The following is a 14072-nucleotide window of genomic DNA, read 5'->3' as shown; positions in this document are numbered from 1 at the left end:
GATGCGTAGTCTTAAAGTGATCTCTTTGTTGCTGGATTACCCCAGTAATGAATTATTTGAAATACAACAGGAACTGATCGAAGAGATCAGGGCTGATGGAGCGCTGCCTGAAGGGCAGCGTGCACCGCTGATCGAGTTTATCGATCAGCTGTGTACCACAGACCTGTTGGATGCTCAGGATAATTATGTCGGCCTGTTTGATCGTGGTCGTTCACTGTCATTATTGTTGTTTGAACACGTCCACGGTGAGTCCCGTGATCGTGGTCAGGCGATGGTAGATCTGATGGCAGTGTATGAAGACAACGGCTTTCAAATTGATGCCAAAGAACTGCCGGATTATATCCCGCTGTTTTTGGAGTACCTCTCTAAGCGTCCGTTGGAAGAAGTGCAACAGTGGTTGGGTGATGTGAGTCATATCCTAGCGCTGCTAGAGACTCGATTGGATCAGCGCAAGAGCTTTTATGCAGTACTTTGTACCGCGCTTATCGATATCTCAGGTGTAGAAGTAGAGCGGGAAGACCTGGTCGCTAAGGTTGCTACTGAAGCTGCTGATGACACACCTGAAGCGCTTGATAAAGTGTGGGAAGAGGAGATGGTTCGCTTTACTGAACCCTCCACTCAAGACTGTGGTAATGATGCTGTCACGCAGCGCCGTCGCGAGCTTGATCAGGTGCAGCAGTTGCATATCAGTGATGCTGTTAAACATATCACCCCTACTGGACCATCTGGCTCTTGAGGGGCCGAGGAGAACAAAAATGTCTTATCTAAATGACTTGCTCTTTGGCATTTACCCATACCTTGCCGGCGCTGTATTTCTGGTAGGGAGCTGGGTACGTTATGACCGTGAGCAATACACCTGGAAAACGGGTTCAAGCCAGATGCTGAGCAGCGCAGGAATGCGCCGCGCTAGTAATCTATTCCATGTGGGCGTACTTGCTATTTTCTTTGGACACTTAGTAGGTTTGTTAACGCCGCATGCGTTCTATGAGCCTTTTATGTCTTCAGGTACTAAGCAGCTAATCGCTATCATGATTGGTGGTGTAGCAGGTGTTGCATGTTTGATAGGTGCAGCGTTGTTACTACAACGTCGTCTATTTAACCCACGTATTCGGGCTACCAGCACAACTGCCGATATCCTGATCTTAGTGATCTTGATGGTTCAGGTTACGCTAGGCTTGTTTACAATCTTTGCATCGTTAGGGCATCTGGATGGCAGCGTAATGCTACTGCTGGCTGGCTGGGCGCAAGGTATTGTGACGTTCAATGGTGGTGCAGCAGATTACCTATTAAATGTGAGCTTTATTTATAAGCTACATATCTTCTTAGGTATGACGATCTTCCTACTGTTCCCGTTTACGCGATTGGTACACGTTTGGAGTGCTCCTATGAAGTACCTAGCACGTAGTTACCAGATCGTTCGTCAGCGTTAATTATCACGTAAAGCTTATAAGGGGCGGTACGCCGCCCCTTCTTTCAGGAGACTCTTATGGAACTTATCGATTCAATTACGGTGTCGGATATTGTTAATGACTTCGTACCGGTAAGCGTTAATGGTGCAGCGATTGATGAAGCGGAGATCTTGCAAGAGATGCAATACCACTCTGCAGAGACGGTTGAAGCGGCGCATCAAAAAGCGGCCTCAGCTTTAGTGGTAAAAGAATTAATGTTACAGCGGGCAAAAGAGCTTGAGTTAACAGCACAAGTGCTAACAGGTGAAAACCAAGAAGAAGCACTTATTCGCACGCTACTAGTAGAAGAAGTAAAGCAACCAGCGCCTGATGAAGAGGCGTGTGAGCGCTATTTTCTTGCAAATCAAGAGAAGTTCACAACGCCTACTCTTATTGCTGCAAGCCATATATTGCTAGGTGCAGACCCTCAAGATCAGGAAGCGCGTGAATTTGCAGCACAACAAGCAGAATCTATCATTGCTACACTGGTAAAAGATCCAGATAGCTTTGCTGATTTAGCGAAACAGTATTCTGATTGTCCGTCTAAAGAAGTTAATGGTGAATTAGGCCAGTTGGAAAAAGGCCAAACCGTTGCGGAGTTTGAGCGTCAGGTTTTTAAGATGCAAGAAGGGCTTGCTCTGCATGCTGTTGAAAGCCGCTATGGGTATCATATTGTACGTTTAGATAAGCGTGTAGAAGGTGAACCATTACCGTATAACATGGTGGCAGATCGTATTGCTACTTATCTTAAAGACCAAGTTTATCGTCGCAGTATTAGTCAATATGTTTCACTCTTGGCAGGGCAGGCTTCTATCGAAGGCATAGACATTCAGGGTGCTGATTCTCTGTTAATGCAATAATAGGTACCGCAGATGTTGCGAGATTTGTTAGATAACAATAAGCAGTGGGCACGCTTTATGGAAGTGCAGTGCCCAGGCTTTTTTAAAGAGTTGTCGGAGCAGCAAAAGCCTGAGTACTTGTGGATAGGCTGCTCTGATAGCCGTGTCCCTGCGAATGAAATTGTAGGTATGCTGCCGGGTGAACTCTTTGTACACCGTAACATTGCTAATTTGGTTCTGCACACTGACCTAAACTGTATGTCGGTACTTCACTATGCGGTTGAAGTACTTCAAGTGAAACATATCATTGTGTGTGGGCATTATGGTTGCGGTGGTGTTAAAGCTGCATTGGGTAATCAGGATCTTGGCTTGATCGATAACTGGCTGAGGCATTTAAAAGATATCGGCTTTGAGTACAGAGATATATTGAATGCTGAACCCGATGAAGATAAGCGTGTTGACCGCTTATGTGAGTTAAGTATACAAAAACAAGTTACCAATATTTGCCATAGTAAAGTGGTACAAAGAGCTTGGAAAAATGGCCATGAACTGACAGTACATGGTTGGATCTACAGCATTGATGATGGCATTATTAAAGAACTTAATGTTGATATCAGTGGCTTGGATGATATCCCTGATATTTACTGCATGAACACGCTATAACCCCCCCCCTTAAGTGACTAAATGTGTAGTGGCTAAGTTTTATTGGCCGCTACCAATTCAGAGCTGATTTATTGGTTACTTCCGTTTTGAAAGAGAGTTATTTATTTTTATAATGGTGTAGGGCCTCAAATAAAAAAGTAACCTTCATAATTCATAACAACTGTTTAACGATTAAGACCTATAGAAGATTTATTTTACGTAAAGATGAATTTACGTGGCTTTTTACGGAAAATATTAATAGAAATATTTATTCCCAATAAAATTTAATTCAGGTTTGTACTGATAAAAATCCACTTAAAATAAAAAAATCATATGAATCTTCAGTAAGCACGGCTAATGAGAAGTACTTATTCGTTATTTTTTGTGTTAGCTTAACTTTAGATGAATTTTATTCACCTTTCCTTCCGGGACACAAATCAGAAAGTTCGTTATATACGATTTTATTTAAAATCATATGAATTAGCGTCGATGACACGCTGTGTTCCTATAAGTAATAGCTGGAGTTGCTCGATATTATATGGATGAATAGTTGTCTTAAAAGCTTAAATAAATCAGTAAATGTTTATTTTAGCTCATTTTTAGTAAGGGATTATTTAAGTAAAAGTTGACGGCTAAAATATTATAAATATGCAGATAATTATAAAAAGGAGAGCTGGGTGCCATACATGTACAGTTATTTAAAATATTTTTTTATGTTGAAGGGGAATACGGCATCAATGCATATAAGGCTTTGTTTTTGGCTTGTAATGAGTGTATTGATGAGCAGCGTGACATTTGCAGCAACTCCAGCAGATATTGAAGCCGCACAACGTCAATTAGAGATTATCCAGCGCCAAGCACAGGACCGTGTTCAAAAGGACCAAGACGCTGCCAGGCGCCGTATTGAAGGTGTGGATGGCATGGATACCAAACAGCTTATGCCGAAAATAACCGTGCCGTCTCTTGGTGCGGATTGTCGTAAAATTCAAACGGTTGTTATCAGTGGTGCACTTCATCTTTCTGAGACTGCACGTCAGCATATTGCCGATGAATATAATGGTCGATGCCTCAACGTCGTTGATATCGAAAAAATTCTTGGAACGATAACGAAGGATTATATCGATAGAGGTTACGTCACTACGCGCGCCTATTTGCCAGCACAAGATTTAAGTACCGGTATTTTGGAAATTTTAGTGATCGAAGGCGTTGTGGAAACAATCATGATTAAAGACGGAGACACTCATAGTATCTCTGTCAGAAATGTATTTCCAAGTTCGGAGGGTGATCTGTTGAACCTGCGTGATTTGGAGCAAGGTATTGACCAGATAAACCGGCTGGCCTCCAACAACGCACAACTTGATATTCAACCGGGTGAGACTGCCGGGGCAAGTCAGGTGATTGTATATAATCAGCCCAGCTCTAGGTTTCATTATTATATATCCACAGATAATCAGGGTTCAAAATCAACAGGCGAGTTGCAAACAGGCCTGACCTTCACTGTTGATAATCTTTTGGGTTTTAATGATTCGTTTTCTGCTACACACCGCGAGTCGACACCGGGCGACTCGGGTCGTAAATTTTCTGGAAGTGATAGTTTTAATCTGAGTATTCCTTTTGGTTACACCACGGTTTCTTTAGCAACCAGTTATTCGCGCTATGACAGTATGATCAGTGTGCCTAGTGGACTTAGTCTTTCCGCAAGCGGCAATAATAGAACAGATAGTTTGAATATTGATCGAGTGATGTATCGTGATCAATCTACGCGTGTTTTACTGTCGGGTTCACTGACCGGTAAAAATGCAAGAAACTATCTTGATAATCAATTCTTAGGCGTGAGTAGTCGACGGTTAACCGTGCTTGATATCGACGCTAACCTCAGCACAGATTTTGCTGGTGGTATTCTTTCACTTAACCTTGGTTATGCTCAAGGGTTGAGTATAGCAGGGGCCTTAAAAGACCCTAGTAACTTGCCTGAATGGGCACCGCAAGCTCAGTTTAGAAAGATTAAGGCTGGGTTTAACTATATGCGCCCATTTCGATTGTTTGATGAGCATGTCAGTTTTACGAGTCAGCTAACTGCCCAAAAATCTCCGGGTGCTCTCTATGGCTCTGAGCAAATATCCATTGGTGGCCTCTATTCAGTGCGAGGGTTCGTAGATAGCACGATATCAGGTGATAACGGTTACTTCTGGCGCAATGAGGTCTCCATTCGTAAACCCGTCACAATGGGTGATGAAGTTGTCTCTGCCCGTTTCTATGCGGGATATGACCTCGGTGAAGTGAGTAGCCGTGCAGATGATGTTCCACAGGGGCGATTGTCGGGCATGGTCGTCGGTATTTCGACTAACTGGCGCGGTGCATCGTTGGAACTTATTAATACCAGACCACTAACTCTGCCGGGCTCGATGAAGAAAGAGTCCAATAAAACGTGGTTCCGTGCGGCTTACTCATTTTAGGATATTGTTATGAATAAAATTCACCGTGTTATCTGGAATGTTCGTACAGGAACGTGGGTTGTTGTGGCAGAAACAACACATTCTCGCGGAAAGGGAGGGGGGCGAGCTGTGGGTAAAGCGCTGCTTGTTGCATTGATATCATCCGGTTTGGGGATTGAGTCAGCATTGGCGGATCAGCCCGCCACGACAGTGATACCTGCCAGCGGTAAAACGAAGGCTTATATATCAGCGAACGGCGTGCCAGTTGTTAATATCGATACAGCGAATACTTCAGGTCTCTCCCATAACCGTTATACCCGCTATGATGTCGAGGCAAATGGATTAGTACTGAACAACGGTAACAACAGTCAAATTGCCCGCCAGTCTCAACTGGCAGGGCAGGTCACGTCTAACCTAAACTTGGTGAAAGAAGCCGCAGTTATTCTGAATGAAGTGGTATCGGTTAATCGCAGCACACTGGCGGGTTTCACAGAGGTACTGGGGGGTAAGGCTGATGTCATCGTAGCGAACCCTTATGGTATTACCTGTGATGGTTGTGGGTTTATAAACACCGATCGAGCTACGTTGACCACGGGTACATCGAGTATCGGTGCAGATGGCAGTCTCACCGGGTTTAACGTCAAGAGTGGGGATGTCTTGATTGGTGCCAAGGGTGCCAATGCCACTGCACAACAAATACTGGATATTGTGACTCGTTCAGTCAAAGTCGAAGGTAATATTAATACCAACCCGACGGGCAAGCTTGGCATCACAACCGGTAATAATAGTTGGAACTATGATAGTCGTAATACAACAGGCACCGTGGCCGCTGATGGTGCCGCACCCTCATATGCTATTGATTCTACCGCCCTTGGCGGCATGTATGCCGGTCGTATTCGCATTATTGCTACCGAAGCGGGTGTTGGTGTACGTATGTTGGGAGAAGCGGCAGCCAGTGCCGATGACTTTACGATAAGCAGTGCCGGGAAAGTAGAAATACAATCGGCTATCAGTGCTGCCCGTGATGTCGCTATCTCGTCAACCTCGACTAGCGGTAGTGGTGATGTTTTTGTTAAGGGTTTGGATGCCAAAATATCCGCAGGTCATGATTTAGATATCTCAGCTACTAGTGGCCAGGTAAAGCTATCAGAAGGCGAGCTATACGCTGCTAACAACATAGCTGTTACGGCTGACACTTTGAGTGATGTATCGACGACTGATAAAGCCCGTTATGCAGAAGCTGATAATACTTTAGTTGCGTCTGGGGAGGCGAGCATTGATGACAGTGTCTGGGGTGCAGGCAAGGCATTATCAGGAACGTTTGACAGTCTTTCGGTTGGGGCGAATGGGGCGACGATCCATGCAGGAACGACGGTCGATCTTAACACGACTAATGTCCTTGCATTGGCTAACGCCGCAGTACGTTCGACGGGTGATATGGCCTTAGCTTCAAGTGCTGGCACTATTAGCTCTACCTCTGGTGTTGATCAAGGTATTCAGACCACGAACGGAAACCTGAGCCTGACGGCAGGTAATGGCCTGAATAACGCGGGTAAAATCACCTCTGATACAGGCAGTGTCACTGCACGTATTGATGGAACGCTTAACAACAGCGGCGAGTTGCATGCCAAAACTACGTTAGATATTACGGATAAGGTAAATACAGGAACAGGAAATATTACTAACAGCGGTACGTTGATTGCTGATGGTAATATTTCAGTCAACGCCGCCAGTGTTAACAACCAGATAGGTGCAACGGTTCAGGGCACGACAGGCACAACTGTAACAGCAACCGAGCTCATTAACGCGGGCACATTCATTGCCTCAGATACAGCCGGTCAGTCCGGTAATTTCACACTCTCCTCACTCAATAATAGTGGTACTTTACAGTCCAAAGAAGACTTAGTGCTTAATGTAATAGATACGCTTGATAATACGGGTAAGTTACTGGCAACCCAGGACTTGTCGGTTAATGCTGGGACGTCCGCACTTGCTATCAGCAATACGAATTCTGGGATCATTCAAGCAGGTGGTAGGCTCTCCATCGCCGGTGCTAATGCTACATTTGGTACGCAGTCGGGTACGGTTCTTGGCAATACGACTGATATCATCCTTTCCAGGCTGGATAACAGCGGCACGTTACAATCCAATGCTAATATGGCATTGGCAATTGGCAATGGGCTGGTAAACTCGGGGACGTTGCTTGCTAAAACTACGTTGAGCAGTAACTCGGGTAGCCTCACCAACTCAGGCACATTGCAAGCCAACCAAGGTAGTACGATTGGTACTAGTGCACTGTCCAATACAGGGGGGATTATCGCCTCGGATTCATCCAGTGCTGGAGCGATACTGAATGTTGCCACGTTAAGCAATACAGGCGCGGGTGTTATTCAGTCGGCTCAGAATCTGGCTATCAATGTATCTGGCAGCTCGCTAACTAACGCCAACACCATTATTGCAGCACGCGACCTGTCGCTCACCTCTACCGGTGCAGGAGCGACTGTCACCAATCAGAATGGCGGCTTTATTCAAGCGGGAAGCACCAATGGTGATACGCTGATTATTGGCGGTACAGCAGTTTCACTAAATAATAACAGCGGTGCAAATATCTTGGCCGACCAACTTGTTTTATCTTTGTCTAGTCTAACTAACGCAGGATTAATTCAGGGTGGGGCAGGGCTTAGCACCCTTGTTGCCAGCGGCGCAGTTGATAACTCAGGTACTTTAACATTAGCCACCGGTGGCACTGGAACTAGCAACATTACGGCTAACAGCCTAGATAACAGTGGTACGCTGCAGTCGGCAGCAGAGATCGCTCTGGTAATCTCTAACTTGATCAATAACTTAGGAACCTTGTTTTCGACTGAAGACTTGACCACTAATTCGGGTAGTTTGACCAACTCGGGAACACTGCAAACAAACCAGAGTGCGACGATAACGACTGGCGCACTTGCCAATAGTGGCCAATTAATTGCCTCGGGCTCCTCCAGCCAAACTGGGACATTAAACGTGTCGACATTGAGTAATACGGGTGGCGGTGTTATTCAGTCGGCTCAAAATTTAGTAGTAAACCTTTCCGGTGCTCGCCTTACTAATGCTAGTAAAATTATTGCCAATAATGATCTTATGTTAATGTCGACTGGTAGTGGCTTAGCAGTGACTGACCAGTCGGGGGGGTATTTACAAGCAGGCAGCGCTATCGGAGATACGCTGACAATTGGTGGGAATAATGTCGCACTAACTACCCTCAGCGGCAGCTATATCCTGGGTGATGAATTGGCATTTACGCTGGCAAGCCTCAGTAATGCTGGGGTGATTCAAGGCGGAGCGGCAACAAGTACGATCAATGTGAGTGGCAACGTTGTTAACAGTGGAACTCTGACGCTTGCGGATACAAACACCGGTAGCGGTACGATTACAGCAAATAGTATCAATAACACCGGAACATTACAGTCACAAGGCGACGCGGCTCTTAACGTGGCAACTTCTGTGCACAATTCTGGCCAGTTATTAACAGGCAGTGGCCTTTCTGTACGTGGCACCGATAGCTATTATACTGTGAGTAACACGGGCCGCATACAATCGGGCGGATTGTTAGATGTAAAAGGGTTGGGTGGTGGCAGCGGTGTTGATATTACGGTGGGAAGTAGTGGCGTCATGCTGGGCAATACCGTAGGTATTACTGCAAATAACCTTAACATTAACAATGGCGCTATGCTCACCAGTTTAGGTGCAATGAGGGTGGGCTCGGATACATTAACTTTTGGAGGCAGTTCTTCTAAAATTGTAGGTAACACCTCTGGGGGGGCAACAACATCTATCACGTTGGCAAATGGCTTTAATAATACTGGAGCAATTCACTCTGGTGGCATACTTGATTTCAACGCCCCTTGGATATACAACACGCCTACAGGCGGCTTTTCCGCTCTAGATACGCTTAACCTGAACGCTACCGGTGGGCCTGTTGATAACAGTGGTGCGCTATATGCCGGCATTCAGCTTAATGCTAGCGCAACAGGCACCTTTACCAACTATAGCACTGGTACAATCGATTCTAATGGTAGCTTGAACCTGATAGCGGGTACGACGTTTACCAATAACAACCGTATCAATGCGTTGCAAGATATCACTATTGTGTCGACGAGCTTTAATAACGTGATCACGGGTGGAGTTCCTTCGCGTTCTTGGGGTGTGGTTTCCTGGGATCCTTGCACAGGTAGTTGTAATGGTAGCTGGACAATCACGAGTACAACTGGCTCATTTGGGTGGCCCAATGACGCTTGGCAATATTATAAAAAATGGGGATCTCAAACCCAATCTTTTAGTAGCTCGATACCCCCGACTAAGCCTCAGATTATTGCAAACAGAAATATGACAATTTCTGGCTTCACTTCTGCTGTCAATGGCGGGGGGGTGCTAGCAGCTAATTCCGGAACCTTGACTATTGCGGGAACAGGCACCTTTACCAATGACGATCTTTCTCTTGAATCCAAAGCCTGGACTCAAACCGCCACTCAGTATCAAGACTGTGGTTTAGTCAGTTGTGATGCAGGGGTGATTACCTATGACGACCCTGCAAGTGCATCTTCTGCGCAACCTAACCCATATACTGCAGGCATTTATGCCAATACTTTAGTTGCTACAGGCTTTGGCTTGGTTAACAGAGGCTCACCTTGGGCTACTTCAACCACGACCCTAACCGCATCAGGTAGTGCTAGTACCAGCTTAACCAATAGCACTGATGGTACAGGTGGTGTTACCGGCTCTTCAATGACAGGAGCCTCTTCTGGTACTTCGGGCGGATCGGCTGCTAGTGGTATTACGACGACTGACGGCGCGCCGGCTGTCAGCTTTAGTGGCTTGGTAATTGCTTTGCCAACAAACCCTAATGGCTACTTCGTAATTAGCCAGGACTCTAATTCTACCTACCTGATAGAAGCTAATCCGCTATTTGCTGTGGGTTCAAATTTTGTTGGTTCTGATTATATGGCGAATCGCTATGGCTATAACCCTGATACAGTTATCAAGCGCTTAGGTGATTCCAATTATGAGGCCTATCTGATTCAACAGCAGTTGATCAGCCAAACTGGCAACAACATTATCAAAGGCTACGGTAATGAAGCGGATCAGATGAAGCGCTTAATGGATCAAGCGGTCACTGAGGGGGAAAGTGCAGGCTTCGTCTTTGGTGAAGCATTAACATCTTCACAGATTGCCAACCTCGAAAGTGATGTTGTGTGGATGGTGGAAACTACCGTGGCAGGACAGAAAGTATTGGCTCCGGTCGTTTATCTCTCTGCGGCTACTCGTGATTCGATAGAGACGGGTGCAGTCATTGCTGGCAACAATGTTGAAATGAATTTGACCACCGTGAGTAATACGGGCGGAACGATTAGCGGGGTAAACTCGCTCAACATTACTGCTCAAGGAGACATTACTAATACCAGTGGCACGATAAAAGGTGGTGATGTTTCGATTAAGTCGATTGAGGGCAGCATCGAGAATAAGACATTGGTTAGCGGTAGCGGTGGTGCTGAGAATTATGCGACGTCTATCGGTAAGACCGCAGGCATTGAAGCGACAGGCGATTTAGATCTGGATGCTAAGAAAGATATTACCGTACTAGGAGCGGAAGTTAAGGCAGGTGGTGATGCGTCGTTAGCGGCAGGTGGTAATGTGACCTTTGACACGATTATTGATAAGACGACAGATACCAAACACTCATCTTCCAGTAATGGGCTTCAGACCACAACAACCAGCAACACAACGACTACCGAGAAGAATATTGGCTCTACGTTGGTATCCGGTGGCAATCTCAAGATTAAAAGCGGAGGTGACACAACGATTGCGGGTAGCAATGCCACTGTTGGTGGTGACCTCAGTGTGGATGCGGGTGGCGATTTCAATGTCTTATCCCGTCAAGACAAAACTACCAGTAAAACAGTGACGGAAACCTCTGGTTTGGGCGTAGGTGGTGGAGTAGCCGGTACCGAAAAAATAACTACTGATGATTTCAAAGGTACAAACTCTGGGTCGACGTTGACAGTGGGTGGCAACGCTACCGTCAAAGCTGATAAATCCATGACGGTGCAGGGCTCAGATGTAACTATTGCTGGGGATGCGGACATCAATGCCAAGGAAGGAATTAATATTCTGGATGGTTTAGATGAGACGCGTACCAACACCGTTACAGAAACAACAACTTACATGAAAATCGGTAGTGCTGGTGAGTCTGATTCTGGCTCTGATTCAAGTAGTGACTCGCAGAGTGGGCCAGGGCGTGCGAATGCTACAGCAAGTGCCGAAGCCAGTGCGGAAGCATCTGGTACGTCAGACATCAAGTTTGCAGAAACGACTAAAACCTCTACCCAAGCAGGTACTAACACGAGTGTTTCTTCAAACTTTAAAGTCGGCGGTAATTTAAAGGCTACAACGGAAGGGACGATTAAAGTTCAAGGCTCAAATGTTGAGTCTGGTGGGGATATGGAGCTGGATGCTAAAAACGTAGAAGTACTGACAGGGCGCAATGAAGAGTGGACTAATACTCAAACTGTGCGTACCTCAGTCGGTATTTATAACGAAGGTGAAGCTAATACAGAAGCCGGTGCAGATGCACAGGCCAAAGCAGGGACGGTGGGCACAAATGCAAGCGCTAGCGCGAACGCTTCTGCTGAAGCAAGTGGTACCACAACCATCGGTGCTAGAACTGAGAATGAAGAGACGACGGACTACTCCCTTACTAATTCAAGTTCCACGTTGAAGTCTGGCGGTAGCATGTCGATTAAGGCAAAAGAGACGGCTGTGTTTGTGGGGGCAGAGGTTGAATCCGGTGGTGACATGAATATTGAAGCTACTGATATTGTCAATAAGGCGGCAGAAGATATAACACTGAAAACTTCATCGAAGGAAACTAATACTGCTGGGCTTTATATCGATGGGGAAGTGAGTGCTGAAGCAGGCGCTGAGGCGGATGCAGGCAAGATTCATGTAGGTGGTGATCCAGCCAATGGAGAGGCTGGTGGTAAGGTATCGGCCGATGCGAGTGCTGGTCTTCGTTTTAAAAATGAGAAAGAATCCAGTATAGAAGGTTCGGTGACTAACGTTACGACCAGCTTCAAGTCTGGCGGTGATTTTACACGTAACGCAGAAAATACCATTGTGGATCAGGGCACGCAGATTGAAGCGGGAGGCGATATTATTCAATCGGCGCGTGAGATCAAGGAGATAGAGGCAAATGACTCAACCTTCTCCAGTAAAGGCTCGTCTAGTCATGATGCAAAAATTGGTGTGGGTGCCAGTGCTTCTGCTGAAGCGAGTGGTAATGCAAAAGGTGAAACCGAATCAGATGCCGGCGCAGGTGCAGGCTTGCGTGCTAAATATGAAGGAAGTATCGATAGCGAAAGTGAAGGCTCGACCACTGCCGTCACTACTAAATACAAGTCAGGTGGCAGTATTAATTCCAAGTCGAAAGAAAAAACCACGCTGATAGGTACGCAGTTTGAGTCTGGCGGTGATATCAATATTGAAGCAGGTTCCTTGGAGTATAAGGCTGCTAAAGACACAACTAGCATGTCTTCAGATGCCAACAAGATTGATGCAGCGCTTAAAGTAGATGTCGTCGGTAAAGCCGGTGGTAGCCTTGAAGCCTCATACGGTAATGAAGGTGAAAGTGGCAGTACAAGTACTGCGCGCACCGGAAGTATTAATGCAGGTGGAAACCTTACTATTAAGACCAAAGATGATGCAAGCTTTGAAGGAACCAATATAGAGGCCGGTGGTAAGGCTGATATTGCTGCTGGCGGTAATGTTGATTTCAAAGCTGCACGTGATACAGCTGAAAGCAGCAAGTCTACTATCGATGCTAGTGTGGAGCTGAGTAGCAGCAAAGGGAGTAAAGGTGCAGCAGCAAGTGGAGGGTATTCACAAGAGGATAGCTCCAGTAGTACGGCTCAAGCGGGCAGTATAAAAGCGGGTAGCGGCGGTATTAACATCAGTGCGGGTAAGGATGCTAGTTTTGAAGGAACTAAGTTGAAGTCCGATGGTGATACTACGGTTGATGCTGGCGGCAATGTCAATCTTAAAGCGGCTAAGAGTACTGCGACCACGACATCCTTTGGCGTTGAAGGGAGCATAGATGCTGAAAAGGGCAGTGAAGGTAGTAAAAAAGAAGGTTCTATCAGTGGCAATGCAGCTTACGCCAATAAAATTGATTCGGATGCGACATCCATTGATTCAGGTGGCAAAGTGAGCATAAAGGGTAAAAACGTTGTTAATCAGGAAGCTAATATAATCGCTAAAGATGAGAAGGAAATCATTGGGAAGGAAGTCAAAATTAAGGCTGAAAAGTCCGATATTTCAATAGGAATTGAAGCGGCAGTTTCTGATGAAAGTGAAACAGAAAAGTCTACTGAAAAGAAAGCGGGAGAATGATAGACAAACTCCCAATTACTGAAGCTGCTAAGCAATATATAGTTAGAATATCTGCGTTATGGTTCTTTCTAATTGTTTGTACTTAAAGAGCTTGGAAAAATGGCCATGAACTGACAGTACATGGTTGGATCTACAGCATTGATGATGGCATTATTAAAGAACTTAATGTTGATATCAGTGGCTTGGATGATATCCCTGATATCTACTGCATGAACACGTTATAAACTGAATAACGTGTGTTAATCAATGTAAATGCCACCTTCAAAAGAAGGTGGCAT

The 14072-nt window shown here is 45.7% G+C and carries 6 protein-coding genes; all 6 read left to right on the top strand.

The window, feature by feature from the left end; translation table 11 throughout:
- Position 1 precedes the first annotated feature (1 nt).
- Entirely contained in the window at positions 2-736 is a 735-nt protein-coding gene (narJ, locus tag NEJAP_RS14775; protein ID WP_201347957.1) for a nitrate reductase molybdenum cofactor assembly chaperone, read from the top strand.
- Positions 737-755: 19 nt separating this feature from the next.
- The gene (gene narI, locus NEJAP_RS14770; protein ID WP_201347956.1) at positions 756-1430 is read left to right on the top strand and encodes a respiratory nitrate reductase subunit gamma; all 675 of its coding nucleotides are present in this window, start codon (positions 756-758) and stop codon (positions 1428-1430) included.
- Between the two features lie 56 nt (positions 1431-1486).
- Positions 1487-2308, top strand: a complete 822-nt coding sequence (locus tag NEJAP_RS14765) for a peptidylprolyl isomerase (RefSeq protein ID WP_201347955.1) — start codon at positions 1487-1489, stop codon at positions 2306-2308.
- 12 nt (positions 2309-2320) lie between these two features.
- Positions 2321-2950, top strand: coding sequence for a carbonate dehydratase (gene can / locus NEJAP_RS14760; RefSeq protein ID WP_201347954.1), 630 nt, complete (start codon positions 2321-2323; stop codon positions 2948-2950).
- A gap of 758 nt (positions 2951-3708) precedes the next feature.
- Positions 3709-5385 carry a ShlB/FhaC/HecB family hemolysin secretion/activation protein gene (locus NEJAP_RS14755; protein WP_201347953.1) on the top strand — a complete coding sequence of 559 codons (1677 nt, stop codon included), beginning with the start codon at positions 3709-3711 and terminating at the stop codon, positions 5383-5385.
- A gap of 9 nt (positions 5386-5394) precedes the next feature.
- Positions 5395-13794 carry a hemagglutinin repeat-containing protein gene (locus tag NEJAP_RS14750; protein ID WP_201347952.1) on the top strand — a complete coding sequence of 2800 codons (8400 nt, stop codon included), beginning with the start codon at positions 5395-5397 and terminating at the stop codon, positions 13792-13794.
- The last annotated feature ends 278 nt before the right edge of the window (positions 13795-14072 follow it).

It is taken from the genome of Neptunomonas japonica JAMM 1380 (assembly GCF_016592555.1).
Taxonomy (GTDB): Bacteria; Pseudomonadota; Gammaproteobacteria; order Pseudomonadales; family Balneatricaceae; genus Neptunomonas; species Neptunomonas japonica_A.
The sequence above is the reverse complement of the archived record's forward strand: the minus strand, read 5'-3'. Positions and strand labels throughout refer to the sequence as shown.

Bases quoted from the DNA above. Each gene is read 5' to 3' on its own strand.
- narJ (WP_201347957.1), top strand. From the start codon at position 2: ATGCGTAGTCTTAAAGTGATCTCTTTGTTGCTGGATTACCCCAGTAAT.
- narI (WP_201347956.1), top strand. From the start codon at position 756: ATGTCTTATCTAAATGACTTGCTCTTTGGCATTTACCCATACCTTGCC.
- NEJAP_RS14765 (WP_201347955.1), top strand. From the start codon at position 1,487: ATGGAACTTATCGATTCAATTACGGTGTCGGATATTGTTAATGACTTC.
- can (WP_201347954.1), top strand. From the start codon at position 2,321: ATGTTGCGAGATTTGTTAGATAACAATAAGCAGTGGGCACGCTTTATG.
- NEJAP_RS14755 (WP_201347953.1), top strand. From the start codon at position 3,709: ATGAGCAGCGTGACATTTGCAGCAACTCCAGCAGATATTGAAGCCGCA.
- NEJAP_RS14750 (WP_201347952.1), top strand. From the start codon at position 5,395: ATGAATAAAATTCACCGTGTTATCTGGAATGTTCGTACAGGAACGTGG.